General features: G+C 64.0%; 21 protein-coding genes. 13 read left to right on the top strand and 8 right to left on the bottom strand.

Annotated features, from left to right (window positions below; translation table 11 throughout):
- Positions 1–2 precede the first annotated feature (2 nt).
- From cydD to PG879_RS11350, 4 genes are all read left to right on the top strand, one after another.
- A complete protein-coding gene (gene cydD / locus PG879_RS11365) occupies positions 3–1,778 on the top strand; it encodes a heme ABC transporter permease/ATP-binding protein CydD (RefSeq protein WP_104451711.1) in 1,776 nt (591 codons plus the stop codon).
- Positions 1,771–3,516: a heme ABC transporter ATP-binding protein/permease CydC gene (cydC, locus tag PG879_RS11360; RefSeq protein WP_270830208.1), complete on the top strand. Its 1,746-nt coding sequence runs from the start codon at positions 1,771–1,773 to the stop codon at positions 3,514–3,516. Before cydD ends, cydC begins: the two co-directional genes overlap by 8 nt.
- Before the next feature lie 107 nt (positions 3,517–3,623).
- Positions 3,624–3,995: an Rcs stress response system protein RcsF gene (gene rcsF / locus PG879_RS11355; protein ID WP_270830206.1), complete on the top strand. Its 372-nt coding sequence runs from the start codon at positions 3,624–3,626 to the stop codon at positions 3,993–3,995.
- An 8-nt stretch (positions 3,996–4,003) separates the two neighbouring features.
- Positions 4,004–4,390 (top strand): DUF488 domain-containing protein, encoded by a 387-nt coding sequence (locus PG879_RS11350; protein WP_039039351.1) that lies wholly within the window; start codon positions 4,004–4,006, stop codon positions 4,388–4,390.
- A 71-nt stretch (positions 4,391–4,461) separates the two neighbouring features.
- On the opposite strand, the gene PG879_RS11345 is transcribed toward PG879_RS11350, so the two are convergent.
- The gene (locus PG879_RS11345) at positions 4,462–5,457 is read right to left on the bottom strand and encodes an NAD-dependent epimerase/dehydratase family protein (protein ID WP_270830205.1); all 996 of its coding nucleotides are present in this window, start codon (positions 5,455–5,457) and stop codon (positions 4,462–4,464) included.
- Positions 5,458–5,762: 305 nt separating this feature from the next.
- Here PG879_RS11345 and tsaA point away from each other — a divergent pair, with 305 nt between their 5' ends.
- Entirely contained in the window at positions 5,763–6,467 is a 705-nt protein-coding gene (tsaA, locus tag PG879_RS11340; RefSeq protein WP_041214760.1) for a tRNA (N6-threonylcarbamoyladenosine(37)-N6)-methyltransferase TrmO, read from the top strand.
- Positions 6,468–6,537: 70 nt separating this feature from the next.
- Here tsaA and PG879_RS11335 read toward each other — a convergent pair whose 3' ends face one another.
- From PG879_RS11335 to PG879_RS11325, 3 genes are read right to left on the bottom strand one after another with little or no spacing between them, the layout of a single operon-like run.
- Positions 6,538–7,659 (bottom strand): beta-ketoacyl-ACP synthase III, encoded by a 1,122-nt coding sequence (locus tag PG879_RS11335; protein ID WP_048208085.1) that lies wholly within the window; start codon positions 7,657–7,659, stop codon positions 6,538–6,540.
- A 55-nt stretch (positions 7,660–7,714) separates the two neighbouring features.
- Positions 7,715–8,878 carry a vWA domain-containing protein gene (locus PG879_RS11330; protein WP_270830204.1) on the bottom strand — a complete coding sequence of 388 codons (1,164 nt, stop codon included), beginning with the start codon at positions 8,876–8,878 and terminating at the stop codon, positions 7,715–7,717.
- Complete coding sequence (locus PG879_RS11325) at positions 8,879–9,721, bottom strand: AAA family ATPase (RefSeq protein ID WP_210539099.1); 843 nt, start codon at positions 9,719–9,721, stop codon at positions 8,879–8,881. It lies immediately after the preceding gene.
- 163 nt (positions 9,722–9,884) lie between these two features.
- Between PG879_RS11325 and cysK the strand changes: the two genes are divergently transcribed.
- From cysK to PG879_RS11300, 5 genes are all read left to right on the top strand, one after another.
- Positions 9,885–10,853 carry a cysteine synthase A gene (gene cysK / locus PG879_RS11320; protein WP_041213300.1) on the top strand — a complete coding sequence of 323 codons (969 nt, stop codon included), beginning with the start codon at positions 9,885–9,887 and terminating at the stop codon, positions 10,851–10,853.
- A 443-nt stretch (positions 10,854–11,296) separates the two neighbouring features.
- Positions 11,297–11,554: an HPr family phosphocarrier protein gene (locus tag PG879_RS11315; protein WP_005303128.1), complete on the top strand. Its 258-nt coding sequence runs from the start codon at positions 11,297–11,299 to the stop codon at positions 11,552–11,554.
- 44 nt (positions 11,555–11,598) lie between these two features.
- Complete coding sequence (gene ptsI, locus PG879_RS11310) at positions 11,599–13,326, top strand: phosphoenolpyruvate-protein phosphotransferase PtsI (protein WP_041213301.1); 1,728 nt, start codon at positions 11,599–11,601, stop codon at positions 13,324–13,326.
- 43 nt (positions 13,327–13,369) lie between these two features.
- Entirely contained in the window at positions 13,370–13,879 is a 510-nt protein-coding gene (crr, locus tag PG879_RS11305) for a PTS glucose transporter subunit IIA (protein WP_010673569.1), read from the top strand.
- Between the two features lie 254 nt (positions 13,880–14,133).
- Entirely contained in the window at positions 14,134–14,679 is a 546-nt protein-coding gene (locus PG879_RS11300; protein WP_053288243.1) for a cytochrome b, read from the top strand.
- Positions 14,680–14,760: 81 nt separating this feature from the next.
- Here PG879_RS11300 and PG879_RS11295 read toward each other — a convergent pair whose 3' ends face one another.
- The 3 genes from PG879_RS11295 to PG879_RS11285 all read right to left on the bottom strand — a co-directional run bounded on the left by PG879_RS11295 (position 14,761) and on the right by PG879_RS11285 (position 20,278).
- On the bottom strand, positions 14,761–18,516 hold the full coding sequence (locus PG879_RS11295) for an AAA family ATPase (RefSeq protein WP_270830201.1): 3,756 nt from the start codon (positions 18,514–18,516) through the stop codon (positions 14,761–14,763).
- On the bottom strand, positions 18,513–19,739 hold the full coding sequence (locus PG879_RS11290; protein ID WP_270830200.1) for an exonuclease SbcCD subunit D C-terminal domain-containing protein: 1,227 nt from the start codon (positions 19,737–19,739) through the stop codon (positions 18,513–18,515). The genes PG879_RS11295 and PG879_RS11290 overlap by 4 nt, the downstream gene beginning before the upstream one ends.
- A gap of 110 nt (positions 19,740–19,849) precedes the next feature.
- The gene (locus PG879_RS11285; RefSeq protein WP_010673565.1) at positions 19,850–20,278 is read right to left on the bottom strand and encodes a GNAT family N-acetyltransferase; all 429 of its coding nucleotides are present in this window, start codon (positions 20,276–20,278) and stop codon (positions 19,850–19,852) included.
- 179 nt (positions 20,279–20,457) lie between these two features.
- Here PG879_RS11285 and rdgC point away from each other — a divergent pair, with 179 nt between their 5' ends.
- Entirely contained in the window at positions 20,458–21,369 is a 912-nt protein-coding gene (gene rdgC / locus PG879_RS11280; protein ID WP_270830198.1) for a recombination-associated protein RdgC, read from the top strand.
- 168 nt (positions 21,370–21,537) lie between these two features.
- Here the strand turns inward: rdgC and PG879_RS11275 are convergent, their stop codons facing one another.
- Positions 21,538–22,155, bottom strand: coding sequence for an arylesterase (locus PG879_RS11275; protein ID WP_103244482.1), 618 nt, complete (start codon positions 22,153–22,155; stop codon positions 21,538–21,540).
- 112 nt (positions 22,156–22,267) lie between these two features.
- On the opposite strand from PG879_RS11275, the gene ggt reads away from it, so the two are divergent.
- Positions 22,268–24,049: a gamma-glutamyltransferase gene (ggt, locus tag PG879_RS11270; protein ID WP_270830197.1), complete on the top strand. Its 1,782-nt coding sequence runs from the start codon at positions 22,268–22,270 to the stop codon at positions 24,047–24,049.
- A 374-nt stretch (positions 24,050–24,423) separates the two neighbouring features.
- A complete protein-coding gene (ybaL, locus tag PG879_RS11265; protein WP_043155825.1) occupies positions 24,424–26,055 on the top strand; it encodes a YbaL family putative K(+) efflux transporter in 1,632 nt (543 codons plus the stop codon).
- Positions 26,056–26,115 lie beyond the last annotated feature (60 nt).

The following is a 26,115-nucleotide window of genomic DNA, read 5'->3' as shown; positions in this document are numbered from 1 at the left end:
TAATGGACAAGAACAGACAGAAACATCTCTATGGCTGGTTGCGCAAACAATCGGGCCATGGTCGGCGCTGGATCGGCATCTCCATCGCCTTCGGGCTGGGTCAGGGCGTCCTGATGGTGATGCAGGCCTGGTTGCTGGCGAGCCTGCTTCACGGTTTCATCATCGAAGGCTCCACGCCGGAGCACTCCGCCCCCCTCTTCATCAGTCTGTTGCTGGTGACCCTGACCAAGGCGGCCCTGGCCTATGGCCGCGAGGTGGCGAGTTTCAAGGCGGGCAGTGCGGTGCGCCAGGCCATCCGCGAGCTGGTACTCACCCGCCTCGCCAGGCTCGGCCCTGCCTATATCCAGCGTCGCCCCGCCGGTAGCTGGGCCAGCCTGCTGCTCGAGCAGATCGAAGAGATGCAGGACTTCTTCTCCCGTTATCTGCCCCAGATGGCCATCGCCGTCTTTATTCCCCTGGTGATCCTGGTCTCCGTGTTCCCGGTCAACTGGGCGGCGGGCCTCATTCTGCTCGGCACCGCCCCCCTCATTCCTCTCTTCATGATCCTGGTGGGGGTGGGCGCCGCCGATGCCAACCGCCGCAACTTCCAGTCGCTGGCGCGCCTCTCAGGCCACTTCCTCGATCGCCTCAAGGGGCTGCGCACCCTGCAGCTTTTCATGCGCACCCGGGCGGAAGGGGAGGCCATCCGCGATGCATCGGAAGATTTTCGCGAGCGCACCATGGAGGTACTGCGCCTCGCCTTCCTGAGCACGGCCGTGCTGGAGTTCTTCGCCGCCATCGCGGTGGCCCTGGTGGCCGTCTACTTCGGTTTCTCCTACATCGATCACCTCAACTTTGGCAGCTATGGCGTCAAGGTCACCCTCTTTACCGGCCTGTTCGTGCTCTTCCTCGCCCCCGAGTTCTACGCGCCGCTGCGGGAACTCGGTGCCCACTATCACGCCAAGGCACAGGCCATTGGTGCCGCCGAACAACTGCTGGAATTTCTCGAGGCCGACGTGAGCGAACCCGCCTCCGGGACGCTCCCCTTCCATGCGGATGGCCCCGTCAAGGTAGAAGCCCGCAGCCTGGAAGTGCTGAGCGCCGAGGGCAAGGTGCTGGTCGGTCCCCTCGATTTCACGCTGGAAGCCGGCACGCGCACCGCCCTGGTCGGCATCAGCGGCGCGGGCAAGAGCTCCCTGGTCAATGCCCTGCTCGGTTTTGCCCCCTATCGCGGTTCCCTGTGCGTCAACGGAGTGGAGCTTCGTACCCTGGACATCAGCCAGTGGCGCCAGCAGCTAGGCTGGCTCTCCCAGAATCCCCAACTCTTCCACAGCTCCCTGCGGGACAACCTGCTTCTGGCCAGACCATCCGCCAGCGACGCCGAGCTGGAATCCGCGCTCAAGCGCGCCCAGGCCTGGGAGTTCGTCAACGAGAAAGGGCTGGACTATCGGGTCGGGGATCAGGCGGGCGGTCTCTCCGTCGGCCAGGCCCAGCGCATCGCCCTTGCCCGTACCCTGCTCAAGACAACCCAGATGATGGTGCTGGATGAACCCACTGCCAGCCTGGATCGCCATTCTGAGCGAGCCGTCATGAGCGCCCTCGAACAGGCCGCACAAGGTCAGACCCTGCTGATGATCACCCACCGCCTCGATCAGCTCAGCCAGATGGACAACATCCTGGTGCTGGCGCACGGCAAGCTGGTGGAGCAGGGACGTTTTGCCGCACTCGGCGAGGCCCAGGGCCCCTTCGCCCGCCTCCTGTCGCAATCCCAAGGTTTCGGAGACTCTCTCGATGACTGATCTATTGCCGTTCCTGCGCCTTTATCGCCAGCACTGGCTCAGCCTCTCCATCGGCCTGCTGCTGGCCCTGGTCACCCTGGTGGCCGGCATGGGCCTGCTCTCCCTCTCCGGCTGGTTCCTCTCCGCCGCCGCCGTCGCCGGGCTGGCGGTCGCCACCCGAGACACCTTCAACTACATGACCCCTGCGGGGGGCGTGCGTTTCTTCTCCATCGTGCGCACCGCCAGTCGCTGGGGCGAGCGGGTCGTGAGCCACGACGCCACCTTCCGGGTGCTGACCCGGCTGCGGGTCTGGTTCTGGCAAAAGCTCTCCCCTCTCTCCCCCGGCTCCCTTGCGGGTTTTCGCCAGGCTGACCTGCTCAACCGTCTGGTGGCCGACATCGATGCCATGGATCACGTCTATCTGCGCCTCATCACCCCCATTGGGGCGGCCCTGCTGAGCTGCGCCGGGCTGGTCTTCTTCCTCTCCTTCTTCGATGGTCGCCTGGCGCTGACGCTGGGAGCCATTCTGCTCTTTGGCATGCTGGCCTTGCCCCTGGTCTTCTATTTTGCCGGGCGCGCGCCGGGCCGCCAGCTCATCGCCGAGAAGTCCAACCTGCGCACCCGCATGGTGGACTATCTGGACGGCCAGGCCGAACTGCAGATGTTCGCCGCCGCTCCCGAGGCGCTCACCGGATTGCAGCAGGCGGAGCAGGCCCTGATCCGGGCCCAGGCCCGCATGGCCCGCGTCAGCGGCCTGGCCGCCTTCTCGGTGCAGTTGCTGAGCGGCTGGACTCTGACCCTGATGCTCTGGCTGGCCGGTCACGGCGTCGGTGGCAATGCCCCTGACCCCATCACGGCACTCATGGTGTTCGCTACCCTGGCGAGCTTCGAGGCGCTGCTGCCGCTGGCCGGTGCCTTCCAGCACCTCTCCACCAGCCTCACCTCCGCCCGCCGTCTCAACGAGATCCTGCAAGAGGCCAAGGCGCCGGAGTGGGGAGCACAGCAAGCCCCCGCTGCCCGGGGTGCCGTGCAGATAAGCGACCTGCATTTCACCTATCCAGGCCAGGATGCTCCCGTGCTGCAAGGGTGCACCCTGCAACTGCATGCCGGGGAGAAGCTGGCGCTGCTGGGGCAGACCGGCTGTGGCAAGTCCACCCTGATGGGGTTGCTGACCCGGGAATGGACGGCCCTATCGGGGGAGATCCTGCTCGATGGCAAGCCCCTCACCGGTTACAGCGAAGAGGCGCTCCGCGCCTCCTGCTCCGTGGTGAGCCAGCGGGTCCACCTGTTTGCCGATACCCTGCGTGGCAACCTCACCCTGGCCGCCCCCGGAGCCAGCGACGAACGGCTCATCGAGGTGCTCACCCAGGTGGGGCTCGGGACTCTGCTGCGCGATGAGGGTGAGCAGGCCGAACAGGGACTGGATGCCTGGCTCGGGGATGGCGGGCGTCCGCTCTCCGGCGGGGAGCGCCGCCGCATCGGCATCGCCCGCGCCCTGCTCCACGATGCACCGCTCTGGCTGCTGGACGAGCCCACCGAAGGGCTCGATACCCAGACCGAACGGGAGATCATGGATCTGCTGCTGACCCTGGGGGCGGATCGCACCCTGCTGCTCATCTCCCACCGCCTGCTGGGGCTGGAACGGATGGACAGGGTAGCCCTGATGGAAGAGGGTCGCATCCGTCTGTGTGCCCCCCACCAGGAGCTGCTGGAAGATGATCACTACCGCAGCCTGCACCGGCGACTGACCCCCGCCTGATCCGGGATCGTCTCGCTACAATCCATTGATATGGCTAAAAATGGGGCTGGTCGCCATCGGCGACTGCCCCCTATAATGGCCCACTCGCCACCCAACAAGATGCCGATATGAAACGCCTGATCCTGATGATGCCCCTGATTGCCTCCGGTTGCGCCGACTTCGCCTTCAACAGCAATCTGGACAAGGAAAACTTCGACGAGTACTTCAAGCCGGGGAGCGTGCGGATCTACGAGCAGAGCGAGATCGCCGACCTCAACTACCTCTACCTCGGCACCGTCGAGGGGGAATCCTGCCAGAGCGATGCCAACCAGGCGGTGCCCAATGCCGGTGAAGCCCGCACCCTGGCCCGCCGCCGCGTGGCGGACATGGGGGGCAACGGCGTCAGCTTCGACAAGTGCGCCGAGTTCAGCGACGTGCCCGGCTGCCTGAAGCAGGTGATCTGCTACGGTCAGGCGCTGAAAGTGGCCGAAGAGAAGTAAGTCCTGCCATGGCGATCGCCATCGTGCGACTCGGCAGCCCCCGCCTCGAGGATGAGGGGCTTCGCATCGGTACCGTGCGTCGCCCCCCTCGCGGCGTGCCCAAAGCGGCGTTCGCCAGCCAGGATTGGTACGACGTCTGGTTCCCCAATCTGGCCCCCAGCGCCGAGACCATGAAACTCGGTCAGACTGCCGACACCCCGGCCCGGTGGACCGCCTTCTGCAAGCAGTACAAGGCCGAGATGGCCGCCCCGGCCGCGAAGCACGATCTGGCCCTGCTGGCCGCCCTCTCCCACACCACCCATTTCTCGGTGGGATGCTACTGCGAACAGGAGTCCCGCTGTCATCGCAGTGTGCTGAGGACCCTGCTGGCCGATGCGGGTGCATTGCTGCGCTGAGCGCCCGTCATGGATGAACACCCCACATGAGAAGAGGGCACCCCGGGGTGCCCTCTTCTTTATGATGTCGGCTAGTACGCATTCGATGACAAGGAAACCTCCACTCGTCGTCGCAAGGCCTGTTCCTCGTCATGGGTCATGCCCGGCAGCTGCCCCAGGGGGTTGCTGGCAAGCCATACCACCAGATCGTCAACCGTCTCCTCTAGGGGGCGAAAGTTCAGCCCATGAACGATGGCGGCCTCGGCGCTGATGGTGCCATACCCAGCATACTCGGGCAGCTCGTTTGGCAGCAGCGTGGGATAGCTTTGCCAGGGCGCCACCCCTGCCGCCATCAGGTCACGCCAGGGAGCCCACTCGAGCTGCAAGGGGGTCGCTGGCGTCAGCCGGGCAGCGAGGCGCTCCACCCAGTCGTTCAGTGCGATGCCGGGCTTGATCAGGTTGAAGCACCCAGCGAGTCGCTGCTCGGCAGCCCGCAGCACGAACTCGGCGCAGTCGCGCACATCCAGGTATTGCAGCCTGTCCTCCCCCAGCCCCGGCAAGAGCCAGTGCCCGCCCCGCAGCACCCGCCTCACCCACCAGGCAAGACGAGCGGTCGGATCAAAGGGGCCGCAGAGCACGCCGGGGCGCAGGGTGCACAGGCGATCTCCCCAGCGGGCGCGATACACCGACTCGCACAGCACCTTGAGGGGGCCGTAGTCGGTGGGCGCTCCTGCCATCTCGTGCAAGGGGGCCGACTCATCCATGCCGGGTTGGGAAAAATCGCGATAGACACTGATGGTGGAGATGAAAATGAGCCGATCACAGCGCCCCAGCAGGGCGTCAGAGAGCCCTTCGGCCTGTTCGGGGCGATAGCAGCAGGTGTCGATGACCAGATCCCAGTGCCGCCCTTCGCCCCGCAAGGGGGCCAGGTCCCCGTCTCTGTCCCCGTGAAGCTGGGTCAGCTCCCGCCAATCCGGGTGCTGGCGGTGGCCGCGATTGAACAGCGTCACCTCGTGCCCCCAATCCAGGGCCAGCGTGGTCAGGTGGCGACCCAGAAAGCCGGTGCCGCCGATAATCAACAATTTCATCCCTGTCTCTCCTCTATGGCGCCCTCTCCTTGCAGCCCCTCCACGGGCAGCCGAAACGGCCATGGCCTGGCATGGTGAGCACACGCCCTGATGCCGCCAGGCATATCGTCATGGTGCGGGCAGCAGATTCCTTGTCCGCTCCCCCGCCACCCCTTTTGCCGCCCCACCCTACGCAAGTTGGCACCAGGACACAGCCCCCGGGCACCGGGTCTGGGATCGGGATCACAGGGGCCGCGTCCTGGTGCTCCCCCTGCGTTTTCGGCGTGCCTGTGCTACATTGCCCGGGTTTTCAGCCAGGATCCGCCATGAAGTTCGATATCGATACCCTAGGGATCATCCGCTCTCCCTACAAGGAGAAGTTCGCCATACCCCGCCAGCCCGGTCTGGTCAGCGCGGCTCGCGCCCGCCTCGAACTGCTTCCTCCCTATGATCAGCCCGATGTGCTGCGCGGCATCGAGCAATTCTCCCATCTCTGGATCAGCTTCGTGTTTCACCAGACCATGGATCAGGGCTGGCACCCGACGGTGCGCCCGCCGCGCCTCGGCGGCAACGAGCGGGTCGGGGTCTTTGCCACCCGCTCCACCTTCCGCCCCAACCCCCTCGGCCTCTCCGTGGTCGAACTGCACGGGGTGGGACGTGAGCGCGGCAAGCTCTGGCTCGAGCTGGGCGCCGTGGACTTGCTCGACGGCACCCCCGTTGTCGACATCAAGCCCTATGTCCCCTATGCCGACAGCCTGCCCCACGCCCGTGGCGGTTTCGCCCCCGATGCCCCCACCCCGCCGCTGGCGGTGAGCTTCAGCGCCCAGGCCGAGCAGCAGCTCGCCCCCTGGCTCAAGGCCCACCCGGAGCTGCGTGAACTGGTGAGGGAGGTGCTGGCTCAGGATCCCCGCCCTGCTTACAAGAAGGGCAAGCCGGATGACAAGGTGTACGGTGTCAGATTGTTCGATGTGAACGTGCGATTTCAGATAAAAGAGCCGCAATGTCAGGTACTGGCCATCGAACCCGCTTGAAAAAAGCCTCTCGGGCAGCATGAAAAAAGCCACCCTCCCGGGTGGCTTTTTTATGGGCAAAACAGGGTGCTCAGCGCCGCTGCAACAGCAGGCTGCCGATGGAGTAACCGGCCCCAAAGGAGCAGAGCACCCCGCGAGCCCCGCTCGGCAGATCCTGGTTGAAGAGGTGGAAGGCGATGATGGAACCCGCCGAGCTGGTGTTGCCGTAGCGGTCGAGGATGACAGGCGCCTCCTGCTGGCTGGCGTCATGGCCCAGCAACTTGCGACCGATGAACTGGTTCATGGTGAGGTTGGCCTGATGAAGCCAGAGCCGGCTCAAGCCATCGGCCGCCCATCCCTGCTCCGCCAGCTGGGAGGCTATCTGATCGCACACCAGGGGCAGCACCTCCTTGAACACCTTGCGCCCCTGCTGGCGAAACAGCTTGTCGTCGCCGTAGCGGGTGCGCGGGCTGAGCCGGTTCAGGAAGCCGAAGTTGTTGCGGATGTTGTTGGAGTACTGGGTCACCAGCTTGCTGGCCACCAGTTGCCAGGGGTTGGCCACCTGGCAATCGGCCTCCCGCTCCAGCAGCACGGCGGTACAGGCGTCGCCGAAGATGAAGTGACTGTCCCGATCGCGGAAGTTGAGGTGACCCGAGCAGATCTCCGGATTGACCACCAGCGCCAGCCGGGCGGTGCCTGCCGCCAGCATGTCCGCGGCGGTCTTGATCCCGAAGGTGGCGGAAGAGCAGGCCACGTTCATGTCGAATGCCAGGCCGCTGGCGCCGAGATAGTGCTGCAATTCGATGGCCAGCGCCGGGTAGGGGCGCGGCATGTTGGAGGCGGCGACGATGACAAGATCGATCTCCCCCGGTTCACGACCGGCGGCGATCAGCGCCTGTTCGGCGGCCGCCACCGCCATCTCCACCATGATGGAGGGCTGATCGTCCGGGCGCTCTGCCATGAGCGGCTGCATGATGTCGGGATCCAGCACCCCCTCGCAGCTCACCAGATAGCGGCTCTTGATGCCGGAGGCCTTCTCGATGAACTCGCAGCTCGAGTGCTGCTTGGCAGGCAGCTGCCCAGCATCGATGGCGGAGGCGTTCTCCTCGTTGTAGAGATCCACGTACTGGTTGAAGGCCGCCACCAGCGCTTCATTGCTGACGGCAAAGGGAGGGGTATAGAGGCCTGAGCCACTGATTACGATAGAGGTCATCTTTGCTCCTGGCCGGGTGCAATCCCGGCTTGTCTGTTTTTTAGGGTTCAGAGGGTCACAGCTGGTCGATGGCCGCAGCCAGACCCGCCAGGGTCAGCGGGTGCATCCGCCCGCCGATCAATTCGTTCATCAACTTGATGGAGGGGTGCCACAGCCACTCCTGCCTTGGCAGCGGATTGACCCACACCATCTTGGGGAAATGTTGTTGCAGGCGCCCGAGCCACACCTGGCCGGGCTCCTCGTTCCAGTACTCTACGCTGCCACCTGGCCAGGTGATTTCATAAGGGCCCATCTTCGCATCCCCCACCACCATCACCCTGTAGTCGCTGCCGTAGGTGCGCAGCAGCCGCAGGGTATCGAACCGATCATCAAGGCGCCTGGCATTGTCCTGCCAGACGAAGTCGTAGAGGCAGTTGTGAAAATAGAAGAACACCAGGTGCTTGAACTCGTGGCGCAGGGCCGAAAAGAGGCGCTGCACCTCGGCCACGTGGGCATCCATGGAGCCCCCCACATCGAAGAAGACCAGCAGCTTGACCCCGTTGTGGCGCTCGGGCCGCAGCTTCACATCGAGCCAGCCTTGCCTGGCCGAGCTTTGGATGGTGTCGTCGAGATCCAGCTCGTCGGGATTGCCCCGGCGCACCCAGCGTCTGAGCTTGCGCAGGGAGAGCTGGATGGCGCGCTGCCCCAGGGGCGAGTCGTCACTGAAGTTGCGAAAGTGGCGCGCTTCCCACACCTTGGTCGCCCGCCCGTGCTGGCCCTCTCCCCCCATGCGGATCCCTTCCGGGTGATAGCCGCCGTGACCGAACGGGCTGCTGCCCCCGGTGCCGACCCACTTGTTGCCGCCGGCGTGACGCTCCTTCTGCTCGCTTAGCCGCTGATTGAGGGTCTCCAGCAGCTTGTCCAGCCCGCCAAGGGATTGGAGCAACGCCTTCTCCTCCGGGCTTAACAGTCGCTCGAACTCCTTGCGCAGCCACTCCTCGGGCAGGCTCTCCGGCAACAGGGGGATGGCGGCCAACCCCTCGTAATACTCGGCGAAGGCGCGATCGAAGCGATCATAGTGCGCCTCGTCTTTCACCAGCAGGCAGCGGGATAGCTGGTAGAACTCGTCCATGTCGAGGCTGGCCAGCTGGGCAGCCAGCGCCGCGTGCAGGTCGAGCAACTCCCGCAGGCTGCAAGGAAGCTTGTGGCGGCGCAGGTGAAGGAAGAAGTCGATGAGCATTCAGCCGCCGCGGCGCGCCAGAAAGGCGAGCTTCTCGAAGAGGTGCAAGTCCTGCTCCGTCTTGAGCAGGGCACCGTAGAGTGCGGGCACCAACTTGCCGGGCTCACGGGTGCGCAGGGCTTCGGGGGCGATGTCGTCGGCCAACAACAGCCGGATCCAGTCCAGCAGCTCCGAGGTGGACGGCTTTTTGCGCAGCCCCTCTACCGCACGCAGCTCAAAGAAGAGCGTCATCGCCTCGTCGAGCAGCCGCTCCTTGAGGTTTGGGTAGTGGAGCTTGACGATGGCCTGCATCTCGGCCTTGTCGGGGAAGCGGATGTAGTGGAAGAAACAGCGGCGCAGGAAGGCGTCCGGCAGCTCTTTTTCGTTGTTGGAGGTGATGATGATCACGGGGCGCTGGCGCGCCTTCACGCGCTCGCCGGTCTCGTAGACATCGAACTCCATCCGATCCAGCTCCAGCAGCAGATCGTTGGGAAACTCGATGTCCGCCTTGTCGATTTCATCGATGAGCAGCACTGGCCGCTGCTCTGCGCTGAAGGCCTGCCACAGCTTGCCCCGGCGGATGTAGTGGCCTATCTCCCCGACCCTGGGGTCACCGAGCTGGGAGTCTCGCAGCCGGGCGACGGCATCGTATTCGTAGAGCCCCTGCTGGGCCTTGGTGGTGGACTTGATGTGCCAGCTGATGAGCTCGGCACCCAGGGATTCGGCTACCGCCTCCGCCAGCACCGTCTTGCCCGTACCGGGTTCACCCTTGATGAGCAGCGGCTTCTCCAGCACGATGGCGGCATCGACGGCCATCTTCAGTGCCTGTGATGCGAGATAGCGATCGCTTCCTGCAAATCCCATGAGATCCCTTCCATTGGATGCCCAGGCAGCGGAAGCCCCCTCGGCAAGAGAGAATAAGTTCTATATGTTGTAATAACATATTGTTATAACGATTCGTCACTTCTCATTCAGAAACCACAGGGTAATCTTGTTTCATCGCCTTAACAAACACAGGGATAGCACCATGAGCAAAATTTTTGAGGACAACAGCCAGACCATAGGCAACACCCCGCTTGTTCGTCTCAACCGTGTTACCAAGGGCCGCGTGCTGGCCAAGATCGAGAGCCGCAACCCGAGCTTCAGCGTCAAGTGCCGGATCGGTGCCAACCTCATCTGGGATGCCGAGAAACGCGGCGTGCTGACCAAGGGCAAGGAGATCATTGAGCCCACCAGCGGCAACACGGGCATTGCCCTGGCATTCGTGGCTGCGGCCCGCGGCTATCCCATCACCCTGACCATGCCGGCCACCATGAGCCTGGAGCGCCGCAAACTGCTCAAGGCCCTGGGTGCCAACCTGGTGCTGACCGAAGGCCCCCTCGGCATGAAGGGCGCCATTGCCAAGGCCAACGAGATCCTCGAATCCGAGCCGGGCAAGTACGTGCTGCTGCAACAGTTTGAAAACCCGGCCAACCCAGAAATCCACGAGCAGACCACTGGTCCCGAGATCTGGGACGCCACCGATGGCGAAGTGGATGTGTTCGTGGCGGGCGTCGGCACCGGCGGCACCATCACCGGGGTCTCCCGCTACATCAAGAAGACCAAGGGCAAGGCCATCGTCTCCGTGGCGGTCGAGCCCAGCGAATCCCCCGTCATCAGCCAGAAACTGGCGGGTGAAGAGATAAAGCCCGGTCCCCACAAGATCCAGGGCATCGGCGCCGGCTTCATCCCGGGCAACCTGGATTTGAGCCTGCTGGACCGCGTCGAGCAGGTGAGCAGTGACGAAGCCATCGAGATGGCCCGCCGCCTGATGGAAGAGGAAGGGATCCTGGCCGGTATCAGCTCCGGCGCTGCCGTGGTCGCTGCCAACCGTCTGGCCGAGCTGCCGGAGTTCGAAGGGAAAACGATTGTCGTCATCCTGCCGAGCGCCGCCGAGCGTTACCTCTCCAGCGCCCTCTTCGCCGGAGTGTTCAGCGAGCAGGAATTGCAGCAGTAGTTGATCAGCCAACACCAAAACGACGGCGCTCCTCGGAGCGCCGTTTTCATTATGCGCTAAACTCTCTAGCCACCAGTGCCACTCGGCCCCTTATTTTTTGGGGTAAAATAACAAACTTGGATATGACAAAAAAAGCAGACATTCTGTGATAAATCTCATATCCTGTGCGGCGTCACGAGGTGTTTGCTGGCAAGGTATCACAAGGTAACAAAGTGTTATTTTTCGTTAGAAAATAATTTCAGACCAGGCCTGACGCGGCTTGCAGCCTGATAGCGAAAAATTACCTAGCCACAACGCCGAATACTGCACAGAAAATTGACCTGGATTAAACCATTGCAGGTCTGATTTCGTTACTTTACAACATATCCATACTGACACGGTGAGACAGGAAGCCTCATTGGCGACCATCTCTCCAAACAATATCAATAATATGGGGTGAAACCATGTACGAGAAGTCTGTTGTTATTACTGCTGAAAACGGCCTGCACACCCGTCCTGCAGCTCAGTTCGTGAAAGAAGCCAAAGAATTCCAAAGCGAGATCACTGTGGTCTCCGGTGGCAAATCCGCCAGCGCCAAGAGCCTGTTCAAGCTCCAGACCCTGGGTCTGACCAAAGGCACCAACGTGACCATCCAGGCTGACGGCCCGGACGCTCAGAAAGCCGTTGAGAAGCTGGTTGCCCTGATGGACGAGCTGGAGTAATCCAGCTTTATTCCTCCCCCACAGTCGTTTTAATAGGAAGGATTATGATATCTGGCATTCTTGCGTCCCCCGGTATCGCATTCGGCAAGGCGCTTCTTCTGAAAGAAGATGAAATCGTTATCAATCAGGGCAAGATTCCCGCCGAACAGATTGATGCCGAGATCAACCGCTTCCTCGAAGCCCGCACCAAATCAGCCGCACAGCTGGAAGCCATCAAAGAGATGGCCGGTCGCACCTTCGGTGAAGAAAAAGAGGCCATCTTCGAAGGCCACATCATGCTGCTCGAAGATGAAGAGCTGGAAGGGGATATCAGATCCTTCATCAAAGAACACAAGGCCTCTGCCGACAGAGCCGTTCACGAGGTGATCGAACAGTACGCCAAGATGATGGCCGATCTGGATGACCCCTATCTGCGTGAGCGCGCCACCGACTTCCGTGACATCGGCACCCGTCTGGTCAAGAACGTACTGGGCATCGCCGTTGTCAACCTGAGCACCATCGACGAAGAGGTCATCCTGGTCGCCAAAGACCTGACCCCGTCTGAAACCGCTCAGATCAACCTGAAATACGTGCTGGGCTTCGTCACCGACATCGGTGGCCGTACCTCCCACACCTCCATCATGGCCCGCTCCCTGGAGCTGCCGGCCGTCGTGGGCACCAACGACATTACCGAGCGCGTCAAGAACGGTGACATGCTGGTGCTGGATGCGATCAACAACCAGGTCATCATCAACCCGACCGCCGACCAGTTGAACGAAGCCAAGAAGTTCCAGGCCCAGTTCCAGGCCGAGAAGGACGAGCTGGCCAAGCTCAAAGACCTGCCTGCCATCACTCTGGATGGCCACCAGGTCGAAGTGTGCGCCAACATCGGGACCGTCAAGGATACCGAAGGCGCCATCCGCAACGGCGCCGAAGGCGTGGGTCTGTACCGTACAGAGTTCCTGTTCATGGACCGTGACGCGCTGCCGACCGAAGACGAGCAGTTCAAGGCTTACAAAGAAGTGGCCGAAGCCATGCCGGATCAACCGATCATCGTCCGTACCATGGACATCGGCGGCGACAAAGAACTGCCCTACATGAATTTCCCGAAAGAGATGAACCCCTTCCTGGGCTGGCGTGCCGTGCGTATCTTCTTCGATCGCACCGACATCATGCACGCCCAGCTGCGGGCCATCCTGCGTGCGTCTGCCTTCGGCAAACTGCGCATCATGTTCCCGATGATCATCTCCGTCGAAGAGTTCCGCAGCCTGAAGGCTACCGTGGAGACGCTGAAAGCCGAACTGCGTGCCGAAGGCAAAGCCTTTGATGAATCCATCGAAGTGGGTATCATGATTGAGACCCCGGCCGCGGCCGTGATGGCTCATCATCTGGCCAAGGAAGTGGATTTCTTCAGTATCGGTACCAACGACCTGACCCAGTACACCCTGGCTGTCGACCGTGGTAACGAGATGATTTCCGCCATGTACAACCCGCTGTCACCCTCCGTCCTGACCCTGATCAAGATGGTGATCGACGCTTCCCATGACAATGGCAAGTGGACCGGTATGTGCGGTGAACTGGCTGGTGACGAACGCGCCACCCTGCTGCTGCTGGGTATGGGTCTGGATGAGTTCTCCATGAGCGCCATCTCTGTACCGCGTATCAAGAAGCTTATCCGCAACACCAACTTCGAAGATGTGAAGGCCATGGCCGACCAGGCGCTGAGCTTTGCCACCGCCGCCGAAATCGAAGCGTGCGTAGATAACTTTATTAAGCAGAAGGCAGTCTGCTAAGATCGGCTGCAAACAGCGACAATCATCTCTAGGAGCTTTTACTATGGGTCTGTTCGACAAACTGAAGAAACTGGTTTCCGACGACAGTTCTGACACTGGCGGCATCGAAATCTTTGCTCCGCTGTCCGGCGAAATCGTCCCCATCGAAGATGTGCCTGACGTCGTCTTCGCCGAGAAGATCGTCGGCGACGGCATCGCCATCAAACCGGCCGGCAACAAGATGGTTGCTCCGTGCGACGGCACCATCGGCAAAATCTTCGAGACCAACCACGCGTTCTCTTTGGAGTCCGACTCTGGTATCGAGCTGTTCGTTCACTTCGGTATCGACACCGTCGAGCTGAAGGGTGAAGGTTTCACCCGTATCGCTCAGGAAGGTCAACAGGTCAAGCGCGGTGACACCATCATCGAGTTCGATCTGGCCGTTCTGGAAGCTAAAGCCAAGTCTACCCTGACACCTGTGGTCATCTCCAACATGGACGAGATCAAAGAGCTGGTGAAGATGACTGGCGCCGTGACCGTGGGCGAAACCCCGGTGATCCGCATCAAGAAATAATGCGCCCTGGCCTGACGCCAGCGACCGCCAAAAACCGAAGCCTGGTGCTTCGGTTTTTTTTTGCCCCTTCCATCTCCCGATACTCCATGGGCTCCCGCACAGGTCAGCATGACGGCAAACAGGCAGAAATGTTATCGAGATCAACACGGGCATAAGCAAGCCGAGTACCCTCAAGAGGGATACCTGTGGGTCCTTTGGCTCGATATGAGACGGGATGAAAAGAGATAAGCCGCTTAAGTGGCGAGGAGACAACGATGCTGAGAAATTCCGAACAACGTTATGGCAGCCTGAGCATAGGGCTGCACTGGTTGACCCTGCTGCTGATGATCGCCGTCTATGCGCTGATGGAGTTCAGGGACATCTTCCCCAAAGGGTCGGCCGGACGCGACCTGATGAAGGAGTTTCACTTTATGGTGGGTCTGCTGATCCTGGCGCTGGTGGTCGTGCGCCTGCTGGTGCGCGTGGGTAGCCCTTCACCGCGTATCGTGCCCGAGCTCTCCCCCCTGATGCTCACGCTAGCCAAGCTCGCCCATCTGGCGCTCTATGGCTTCCTGATCCTCACCCCGCTGCTGGGCTGGCTGCTGTTGAGCGCAGGGGGCAAGCCCATTCCCTTCTTCGGCCTGGCACTCCCCGCCCTCATCGCCCCCGATGACGGCCTGAAGGGTACCATCAAGGAGCTGCACGAGACGCTGGCCAACATTGGCTATGCCCTGATTGCCCTGCACGCGGCGGCAGCCATCTACCACCACCATGTGCTCAAGGACAACACCCTGACCAATATGCTGCCCGAGCGCAAATAACCGGCGACGGGTTGCACACCAACAGAAAGGCCCCTGTGACAGGGGCCTTTCTGTTCATGGAGGGTCATGGGCGACACATCGTCATCCGGGCAGCACCACCCGGCTTTCGCCGCCGCCGAGGGCCTCCACCCGCACCTGCACGCCGATCCGCTCCACCAGGGTCTGCACGTGGGAGATGACCCCGATCTGGCGGCCAGCCGCCTGCAGGGAATCAAGGCTTGAGAGCGCCAGATCCAGGCTGTCGGGATCCAGGGTGCCGAAGCCCTCGTCGATGAACAGCGATTCGACCTGGGTCTGGCGCGACGACAGGCTGGAGAGGGCCAGCGCCAGCGCCAGCGACACCAGGAAGCTTTCGCCGCCGGAGAGGGAATCTACCGAGCGCACCTCATCCCCCATATCGAGATCCACCACCTGCAGCGCCAGATCGGTGCCGGGCACTCGCTCCAGCCGATAGCGGGGGGAGAGCTCGGCGAGCTGGGCGTTGGCCTCCAGCAGCAGCCGCTCCAGCGTGAGGCTCTGGGCGAAGGTGCGCAGCTTGGCGCCGCTGGCCGAACCGATGAGATCGGAGAGCCGCTGCCAATGATCCGCCACCGCCTGCTGGGCGGCCAGCTCCTCCTGCAAGGTGCCCGCTTTAAGGGCCGCCGCCTCGGCCTGGGCCAGCGTGCTCTTGCACTGGAACAGCTGCTCGTCGAGGGTGCGGCAGTGCGCCTCCAGTGCCGTCAGCCGGCTGTCGAGCTCCTGCGGCGCCAACGCGGCCAGCTCGGGGTGATGCTCGCGGTAACGATCCCGCTTGCTCTCCTCCAGCGCCAGCGCCCGCTGCCGCTCGGTCAAACGGGTACGCGCCTCGGCGCGGGCATCCTCCAGCGCCTGCAAGGCGGCGCGGCGCCCCTTGAGCTCATCCGGGCTCATGGCCAGCAGGCGGCGCAGGTCATATTCGGCGATGCCGAGGCTGCTGGCGTGGGCTGCCCAGCGCCCCAGCACCTCCCGCCGCCGCCGGCTGCTCACCTGCTTCTCCTGCTCCAGATGGCTGAGACGGGCCTTGATCTCGGTCTGGCGCTCGCGCAAAGCGCGGGCCGCCCCCTGCATCGTCTCCAGCTCGCTGGCCAGCTGCTGCAGCCGCTGCTGCCAGCGGCTCTCGACCAGGGCAATCTCCTCGCCCCCCAGACAGGTGGCGCGACTGGTGACCAGCCCCTGCCGTTGCAGTTCATGCTCCTTGTAGTCGTGCTCGAGCTTGTGCAGCAGCTCGCGCTGGGTCTGCAGACGCGCCTCCTGAGCACTCAGGGCCGGGGTGAGGCTGGCAATCTCGCCGGTCAGCCGCTCCCACTCGCTCTGGCCGTGCAGCCAGGCCTCGCAGGCCCGCTGCCACTCGCGCCACTGCTGGCTGCCCAGCCACTGACGCCAGGGCTGGCCCCCCATCTGCTCGTCGAGCCGACTGCCCCCCTGCTCAAGGCGCTGGCGCAGGGCCGTTTCCTGCTCGCCCATCCCCTTCACCTCCCCTTCCAGGGCGATGCGCTGGCGGTCGGCCTCCTGCCATTGCTGCTCGAACTGCTGGTGCTGGCTGGCCAGCTGGCTCAGCTGCTGGCGCACGGCCTGCAACTGCTGCTGCCCCTGCTGGGCCTCGCGCAGTTGCTGCTGGCTGCGGGCCAGCCCCTGCTCCAGACTCTGGCCGCGGCCGAGCAGGGTACTCATCAACTCGTTCCACTCGATTGGGCTCTGACGCAGCGGCAACGGATGGCCCAGCAGTTCGGCACCGCCGAGCTGCTGCCAGCGCTGGGTCAGCTGCTCGGCGCGCGTCTCCAGCTCAGGTAGATGCTGTTGGCGCACCGCCAGCTGGCGGGCCAGCTCCTGGCGCTCGCTCTCGCACTGAATGTATTGGTGATTGAGCCGCTCCCACTCGAGCTCGAGGCTGCGGACGCGCTCCGCCAGCCGCCCCAGAATGCCCGCCACCTGTGGCTGACTCTGGTGATAGGGGTGCTCCTCGGCGCCGCAGAGCGGGCAAGGTTCACCGTCGCGCAGGATATGGCGATGCTGCTCGAAACTGGCGATGGCACGGGACTGCTCCAGTGCGTGACGCGCCTCGTCCCGTTGCAGGGCGAGCCGCTCGCGGGCCGGCGTCAGCTCGTCGCCGAGGATGGCCAGCTTGCCGAGCGCCTGCTCCAGCTGGGCGATATCCTGCTGCAGGCGACCATGCTGCTCACCGTGATTGCGGCCATAGTCGGCCAGCTCCAGCAGCTGACGCAGCTGGCCCAGCTGCTCGGTCTGCCCTTGCCACTGCTCCTGCGCCTTGGCCAGGCGCCCCTCCCACTGCTGCTCCTGCAATTCGTGCTGCTGTTGCTGCAACCGGGTCTGCTCGCGCTGCCAGTAGTCGCGCTCCTGCTGCCCCTGCTCCAGCTGGTGCTGCAACTGCCTGAGGGCGCGCAGCTTGTGTTCGCGCAGGGTGAGCAGTTGCTGCAGCCTGTCGGCATCCTCGGCCCAATCCTGCATGGCGGTGAGCAGGGGCTGCCACTGGCGGGCCACCGGCGCCAGCTCCTTGTGCTCCTCAAGCCAGGCACCCCACTGCAGGTGCTGGGCCTGGAGCTGCTCCACCTGCTGGCGCTGCTGGCGCCAGCCCTGCTCCAGGGTGAGCTGCACCTCCCGCTCCTGCGCCCCCTCCTGCTGGATCTTCTGCAGTTGCTGCTGCTTTTCCCGAATGCGGGTGTCGAGCTCCTGCGCCCGTTTGAGTTCAGGCTGCAGGGCGCCCCACTCGCGCTCGGCGGCGATCTTCTCCGCCAGCAGTTGCTGTTCGGTGAGGGCGCTCTGCTGGGTCTTCTCCTCCAGCTTGCCAAGTTCAGGGCCAAGCTCGGCCAGCGCCTTCTCCTGCTGCTGCACCTCCAGGGTGAGGCGAGCCAGTTCGTCGTGATCCGCGCGGGCCACCTGGGCCTGCTCGGCGCGGGCGAACTCCTCCCGCTCGGGGGCGGCCGCACCGTGGGCCGCCTCGGCCGCGGCAAGGGCCGCCTCTCCCTCCTGACAGGCCTGCAACTGGGCTGCGATGCGGCCGTTGAGATCGCGCAAGTCCTGCATCAGCTGCTGTTGCTGCTGCTCGTGCTTGAGGCTGGTGGCAAGGCTTATCTGCTGGCTCACCCACTGCTCGCGGGTCGCCTCGTCCATCAGCGCCACGTCACCGAGCCGCTGGCTGATGGCAGCCAGTTTCTGCTGTTCCTCCCGCGCCCGCTCATGGGTCTGGACCGAAATGGCGGAGTAGAGCTCGGTGCCGGTCATCCGTTCGAGCAGGGCCGAACGCTCGTCGGCGCTCGATTTTAGGAAGGCGGCAAACTCCCCCTGGGGCAGGATGACGGCGCGGCGAAACTGCTCCCAGGAGAGCCCCACCAGCTCGTCGATGCGATCCTGCAGCTCCCGCTTGCTGCCACTGAACACCTGGCCCGACGCCACGTCGGTCAGGCTGCGCTCCTGGGCCTGAAAGCGCCCCTCGGCGCGGTTGCGGGCCCGGCGCACCGCCCAGCGGGCCAGCCAGATGCGGCCGTCACAGCCGCGAAACTGCACCTCGGCAAAACCGCTGGCATGGCCGCGGCTGAGGATGCCGCGCACGTCGTTGGCCTTGAGCTTCTCCTCGTCATCCATGCGGCCCACTTCGGCCACGTTCTTGCGATTGGCGATAAAGCGCGGCATCTCGTCGTAGAGCGCCAGACAGATGGCATCGAGCAGGGTGCTCTTGCCCGCGCCGGTATTGCCGGTGATGGCAAACAGGCCGGCGGCCCCCAGGGCGCCACCGGCAAAATCGATGGTGAATTGACCGGTCAGGCTGGCCAGATTCTCCCCTGACAGCGACAAGATTTTCATTGGCTGGACTCCTTCACCTGCTCCAGGATCTCTTCAAACGACGCCACCAGCTCGGCCTCCGGCTCCCCGTCGAACTGACGCTGATAGCAGAGGCGAAACACCTCGGTGGGGGAGAGCTCATCGAGCCGGCGCTGGCCGGCACCGTCCGCCAGCCCCTGACCCGAGCCCTGATAACTGGTCGTGATGCGGGCAAGGCGCACCGGCTTGTCGCCGATGGCGGCCAGTACGCGCTCGCGGATACGGGCCTCGGGTTTGGGCAGCAGCAGCCGCACCTCGAGGAAGGGCTGCGCCTGCTGCGGGCAAGCGGGCAGCGCCAGCGCCTCGATGGCCTGGAGCGCCTCGTCAAGGCCGCTCTGGGGCAGGCGGATCATCTCCACCGCGCGGGGCACCGGGATCCGCTCAAGCCGGGCCAGCTTGCCCCCCTCAAACGTCACCTCCAGCACCTGATGGTTGTAGTTCGCCTCGGCCAGCGAGAGCGGCAGCGGCGAGCCGCTGTAGTGCACTCCCTCGGCCGGACTCTGCGCCAGGTGCAGGTGACCCAGCGCCGTGTAGTCGGCGGCGCCAAACAGCTCGGCAGGCAGAGCATGCTGGTTGCCGCCGAGCACCCGCCGCTCGGAGAGCTCGGAGAGCTGGCCCGTCGCCAGATAGGCGTGGCCCATGGCGATGAGGGCCTGATCCGGATGGCAGCGCGCACGCCCCTCGCTCAGCACCGCCTCATAGACCTGGCGTACCCCTTCGATGAGTCTGTCCTGCCCCTCGCCGAGCCCGTCGGGGCGCAGATCGCTGCTGCGCAGAAACGGCACGGCGGCGCACCAGGCGGCCACCTCGCCGTTCTTGCCTCGCAGCGGCACCAGCAGGCGCTCGGTCTCGAGGCGCCCCTCGTCGTCCCGGCTGATGCTGCCCACCAGATGGAGGTCGAAAGCGCGCAGCAGCTCGTGGGGGGCATCCAGCTTGGAGGGAGAGTCGTGGTTGCCGCCGATGAGCACCATCTCCAGTGCCGGGTGCTCGGCGCGCAGCCGCGCCAGGAAGCGGTAGAGCTGCTGCCAGGCACCGGCGGGAGGGTTGGCGGTGTCGAACAGATCGCCCGCCACCAGCAGGGCGTCGATGTCGCGGGTCTTGATGGTGTCGGCCAGCCAGTCGAGGAAGGCGTCGTGTTCGAAGCGGCGGTCGTGGCCGTGAAGCTGATGACCGAGGTGCCAGTCGGCGGTGTGCAGGATCTTCATGGAAAACGGCTCGATAAGGAGAAGAGAGCGGGGGCGAAGGCGCCCCGGGATGGAGACAAGATGAGGATGGTGCCCCCCGTTTTCAACCGGGGCAGCCCCAGACGTCAGATTCAGACGGCTTGGTAATGCATCTGGTACTGAAGATGGCCGGTGAGGGGATCGGGCACCTCCCCCCCGATTTCAAAGCCGTGGCGGCGGTAGAAACGCACCGCTGGCTCGTTCTCCACGAAGACCCGGGTATGCAGCTCGGCACATCTGGATCTGGCTTCCTGCAACAGGGCGTGCCCCACCCCCCGCCCCTGCCTATCGGGGCGCACGAAAAGTGCAGCCAGGTAATCATCCACCAGCGCCATGAAGCCGAGCAGATCCCCTCGCTCCTCGAACACCCAGATGCGGGCGTGATCGAGGTAGCGGGTACGCAGCTCCTCCTGAGCCTGCCACCAGCAGGAGGCATCGACGAAATCGTGGGCCTGCAGGGAGGCCAGGAGCCAGATTTCGACGATCTCTTCCATGTCTTCCGGCCGACTCTGTCTCAACATGGTCGCCTCCTTGTCAGCAATGTGAACACTCGCAGTCTAGGGGAGTTGGGCCCGCTCCCGGGGGATCAAGATGGGGCCCTGTGAGGTCGATCGCCCTTTATTTAGCGAGAATGATTGGCTGATCACAAAGCGCCTCTCTAGTACAATGCCCGCCGGACAATCTAGAGACCGAGGACGCCATGTGGTTTAAAAACCTGCAGATTTACCGCTTTACCCGCCCCTTCGACCTGACCGTTGAGCAGCTGGAAACCCAGCTGGAAGCCTGCGCCTTCACCCCATGCGGCAGCCAGGACATCTCCCGGTTCGGGTGGGTCAAGCCCCTTGGCAAATTCGGCTCCACCCTGACCCACGCCGCCTCTGGCCACATCCTGCTGTGCGCTCGCAAGGAAGAGAAGATGCTGCCCGGCACCGTGGTCAAGGAGATGCTGGCGGAGAAGGTAGAGGCCATTGAATTCGAGCAGGGTCGCGCCCTCAAGAAGAAAGAGAAGGAGGCGCTGAAAGAGGAGATCATGCACACCCTGTTGCCCCGCGCCTTCAGCCGCACCAGTCAGACCTTCGCCTGGATAAACCCTGCCGACAACCTGATGGTGGTGGATGCAGGCTCAGCCAAGAAGGCGGACGATCTGCTGGCGCTCCTGCGCAAATCCATCGGCTCCCTGCCGGTGGTGCCGGTGGCCCTCAAGAACCCGCCCGAGATCACCATGACCGAGTGGCTCAACGAGGGCAACCTGCCCACCGCCTTCACCCTGGAGGATGAAGCCGAGCTGCGCAGCGCCATGGAGCACGGCGGCATCATCCGCTGCAAGCAGCAGGATCTGATGAGCGAGGAGATCAAGAATCACCTGGCCAACGACAAGCTGGTGACCAAGCTGGCCCTCAACTGGGGCGAGACCCTGAGCTTCGTGCTGGGGGATGATCTTTCCATCAAGCGCCTCAAGTTCAGCGAAGAGCTGCGCGAGCAGAACGACGACGTCACCAGTGAAGATCCCGTCGCCCGCCTGGACGCCGACTTCGCCCTGGTCACCGCCGAGCTCTCCCAGTTCATCCCGGCCCTGTTTGCTGCCCTGGGTGGTGAAGAGCAGTCCATCTAAGCAAATTGGCTCAGCCTGATTGCAAAAAACCGCCTTCACGGCGGTTTTTTCATCTCCATCGACATCGTCGCCACGGGCTGGCCCCTTCCGGGGTAGCGCCGCCGCGCAATCTCCTGACCCCATAGGCTTTAGCAGCATGGCGAACTGCCCCGGCAGCATGACACCTCGCTAGAGTGCCCCCCTTTCCTGCAACAGTCGATGAAGTCGCTGCGCCAGGGTGCGGTAACCCTCGGCATTGAAATGCACCGTATCGGACTTCAGGGCCGGGTCTCGCAGCAACTCGCCGATGCTGTCGTTGTCCAGCACCAGCCCGTACTGCTCTGCCAGCTCCTCGTAGAGGGGAGCGCCATCGGCAAACAGGGATTTTCGGGGCACCCCGACAAGCAGGATCTGGGCCCCGCTCCCCTGCACCGCCTCTATCATGGCGGCGAGATTGGCCTTGAGGGCCGCCTCCCCGCTGCCACGCAGGATGTCGTTGCCCCCCTCCAGCAGGATGACCAGAGCGGGTCTGTGCCGGGCCAGCAACCCGGGCAGGCGGGCCCTGCCGGCCTGGCTCAGCTCTCCGGACACCCCGCCATTGACCACGGGATGGCCGCTCAGGTTCGCCAGCACGCTGGGGTAGCTTTGGGACGGGCTCACCCCGCGCCCCTCGGTCAGACTGTCCCCGAAGGCGAGCAGGGTCTCCCCCTGGGCCAGCGGTCTGAAGGTCGGCTCCCCGCAGGCCGTCAGCAACAGGCAGAGCAGCCCCGCCATGCAAGGTTTCGCCAGCGTCCCCCGGTGTGTCATGAGCGCCTCCTTGAAAGTTTTGTAACCATATGAGTATTAAGACAAACTTTTAATCAAGCTCCAAGTGTGACACATTTCGGCAGGTGAACAAGAAACCGACAAGGAGCCTGTCATGTCCCTCAAACCCCTCGGCCTACTGGTCGCCCTCGGCCTGCTTGGCGGCTGCGCCTCCCAGGATGGCTTTCACTATGTCCCTCCTCCCCAGACCCTGATCGCCCCGGAGGCGGCCAGCGGCTGGATTGACAAACCGGGCTGGCAGGGCCGTGACTTCATGGTGGCGGCGGCCAACCCGCTGGCGGTGGACGCGGGCTACCAGATCATCAAGGCGGGGGGCAGCGCCGTCGATGCGGCCATCGCCGTTCAGCTGGTATTGACCCTGGTGGAACCTCAATCCTCGGGCATCGGCGGCGGCTCCCTCATGCTGGTGTGGGACGGCAAGCAGGTGGCGGCGGTAGATGGCCGGGAAACAGCCCCCGCCGCTGCCACCGATCAGCTCTTCATGAAGGAGGGCAAACCCATGGCCTTCTATGAGGGGGTGGTGGGCGGGCGCTCCGTCGGCGCCCCCGGCACGGTGCGAGCCCTGGCCCTGGCCCACGAGCGCTATGGCAAGCTGCCCTGGGCCACGCTGTTCGAACCCGCCATCACCCTCGCAGAGCAAGGGTTCGTGATAAGCCCCCGCCTCGCCACCCTGCTGGCAAAAGATCCCTATCTGGCCGGGGATCCGGACGCCCGCGCCTACTTCTATCAGGCGGATGGCACTCCCAAGACGGCAGGTACCCGGCTCACCAACCCGGCCCTGGCCAGGGTGCTGCGTACCCTGGCAAGCGACGGCCCCGACGCCTTCTATCGCGGCCCGGTGGCCGAGGCCATGGTGGCCAAGGTGCACGCCCACCCGACCAACCCCGGGGTACTGAGCGCCGCCGATCTCGCCAGCTACCGGGCCAAGCTGCGGGACGGGCTCTGCTTTGACTATCGCCAGAGCGAGATCTGCGGCTTCCCGACCCCCTCCTCCGGCACCCTGGCCCTCGGCCAGATCTTCGGCATGCTGGAGAGCCGGGACATGGCCGCCCTCAAACCGGTACAGGGGGAGCAGGGTCAACTGGCCGCCTCCAGCGAGGCCATTCACCTCTACAGCGAGGCGGCACGCCTCGCCTTCGCCGATCGCAACCAGTACGTGGCCGACGGCGACGTCGTCGACGTGCCGGTGACAGGCCTGCTGGACAAGGGCTATCTGGCGCAGCGGGGGCACCTTATCGGCAACCGCTCCATGGGCGTCGCCCAGCCCGGCAACCCGCCCCGGGCGCTGGCCAGGGGCCGGGACGCCACCCCGGAGCTGCCCTCCACCAGCCACATCTCCATCGTGGACAAAAGCGGCATGGCGGTGGCCATGACCAGCTCCATCGAGGATGGCTTCGGCTCGCGGCTGATGGTCAACGGCTACCTGCTGAACAACCAGCTCACCGACTTCTCCTTCACCTCGGTGGACGCCGCCGGCTTGCCGGTGGCCAACCGGGTGGAGCCCGGCAAGCGCCCCCGCTCCTCCATGTCGCCCCTGCTGGTGTTTGACAAGGCAAGCGGCGAGCTCGAGATGAGCCTGGGATCCCCGGGAGGCTCGGCCATCATCAACTACGTGGGCAAGGCGCTGCTCGGCACCCAGGATTGGGGGCTCGACCTGCAGCAGGCCATCAACCTGCCCAATTTCGGCAGTCGCAACGGCCCCACCGAGCTGGAGCAGGGGCGCACGCCCGACGCCGTGGTTCAGGGGCTCAAGGCCAGAGGGCACGAGGTCCTGCTTAACGAGCAGACCTCCGGGCTGCAGGGCGTCCAGCGCCATGCCGGCGGCTGGCTGGGAGCCGCAGACCCCAGACGTGAGGGGGTCGCCAGGGGAGAGTGATGCCCCTTCAGCACCCTCGTTCACCATGGAGGAGGCCTGCCTCCTCCATGCCGTGTGCTCATAGCTGTTCTCCCTTGCCTCCCAATATCATCATCGATTGATTACTCCTGCCAATTTTTCTTTAACTGCACACTCTTCTCACCCAATCGCGATGCATTAAAGATGCTTTTCATCAAAACCAACGCAAAAACTGGAACAGTGTTGCTCATGGCATATAAATGCATTACTTTTCAATAGAAACGGCATCTGTTGCCCTCAAGATTTCCCCTTGATACGGCCAACTTCTGTCTCTTTCGCCCCCTGCTCATTGACAGCTGCCCTCTTCGCCTTCGGGTGATCTGGCAGCCCCTGACTGCCATTAGCGAGGTGACGACATGGACCACTCACTCCCCCTTATCACCACCCTGGTAGGCGGCCTCGTGCTGGCCTACCTCTTCGGCATGCTGGCAAGCCGCCTGCGCATCTCCCCCATGGTGGGCTACCTCGCGGCCGGCGTGGTATGCGGCCCCTTTACGCCGGGCTATGTCGCCGACCTGCGGCTCGCCCCCGAGCTGGCCGAAATCGGCGTCATCCTGCTGATGTTTGGTGTCGGCCTGCACTTTTCCGTGAAAGACCTGCTGTCGGTGAAACACATCGCCATCCCGGGAGCCATCGTCCAGATAACCCTTGCGACCCTGCTCGGCCTTGGCCTCTCCCAACTGCTCGACTGGACCGTGACCGCCGGCCTGGTGTTTGGCCTGGCCCTCTCCACCGCCAGTACCGTGGTGCTGCTGCGCGCCCTGGAGAGCCGCGGCCAGCTCGACACCAACGAGGGACGCATCGCCATCGGCTGGCTCATCGTGGAGGATCTGGTGATGGTGCTGGCCCTGGTACTGCTCCCCATCCTCGCCAACCTGCAGCAGGGGGGCGAGGCACTGACCCCGGCCCAGGTGATGGCGGATATCGGCCTGACCCTGGCCAAGGTGGCTGCCTTCATCGCCCTGATGGTCATCGGCGGGCGACGCCTCATCCCCTGGCTGCTGGCCCGCACCGCCGCCACCGGCTCCCGCGAGCTGTTCACCCTGGCCGTCCTCTCCTGCTCCCTTGGCATCGCTTTTGGCGCCGTCAAGCTGTTTGGCGTCTCCTTTGCCCTCGGCGCCTTCTTCGCCGGCGTCGTGATGAACAGCTCCCATCTGAGCCACAAGGCGGCCAACGACACCCTGCCCCTGCAGGACGCCTTCGCCGTGCTCTTCTTCGTCTCCGTGGGCATGCTGTTCGACCCCGTCATCCTGCTGCGCGAGCCCCTGGCCGTGCTGGCCACCCTGTTCGTCATCGTGATCGGCAAATCGGTGGCCGCCTTCGCCATCGTGCGGCTCTTTGGCCACAGCCAGCGCACGGCGCTGACCATCTCCGCCAGCCTGGCCCAGGTGGGTGAGTTCTCCTTCATCCTGATGGGTCTCGGGGTCATGCTCGAACTGGTCCCCGGAGTCGCCCGTGATCTGGTGCTGGTCGGCGCCTGTTTCTCCATCGTGCTCAATCCGCTGGTCTTCAACCAGGTGGAGCGCTGGCTGAGGCGCCATCCCGAACCACGCACCGATGGGTCACCTCACCTCTGCCCCTTGCAGGGCCATGTGGTGGTAGTGGGCGCCGACGAGATAGGCCAGCACCTCATTCGGCAGTTGCATGAACAAGGCAGGGAGATGGTGGTGATCGACACCGACGAGCGACTGCTGGCCCCCTGGCGCGCCATGGGAATCACCTGTCTGGCGGGCCATCCCATCCAGCAGGATCTGCTGACGGCGGCGCTGCCCAACGCCAGCTGGCTGCTGATCACCCTGGATGACAGCCTGCTGGCCGGTGAGATAGCCATCAGGGCGCAGGAATACGGCGCCCTGATGCGCATCGCCGCCTGTGCCCACCAGCACGAGGAGGTGCATCATCTGCGCGTGCGCGGCGTGCATCAGGTGGTCAAGAGCGAGGAGGAGGCTGCGCGGCGACTCTGTCACCTGGCCATGGAGATGGCCTGAAGCTCATCGGAAGTAACGAGTCCCCACGACGGGGCCAGACAAGCAGCCCGGGCCTGCTGC

It is taken from the genome of Aeromonas sp. QDB63, assembly GCF_027707425.1.
GTDB lineage: Bacteria > Pseudomonadota > Gammaproteobacteria > Enterobacterales > Aeromonadaceae > Aeromonas > Aeromonas caviae.
Note: the sequence above shows the minus strand (reverse complement) of the source record. Positions and strands in the feature narration are given on the sequence as shown.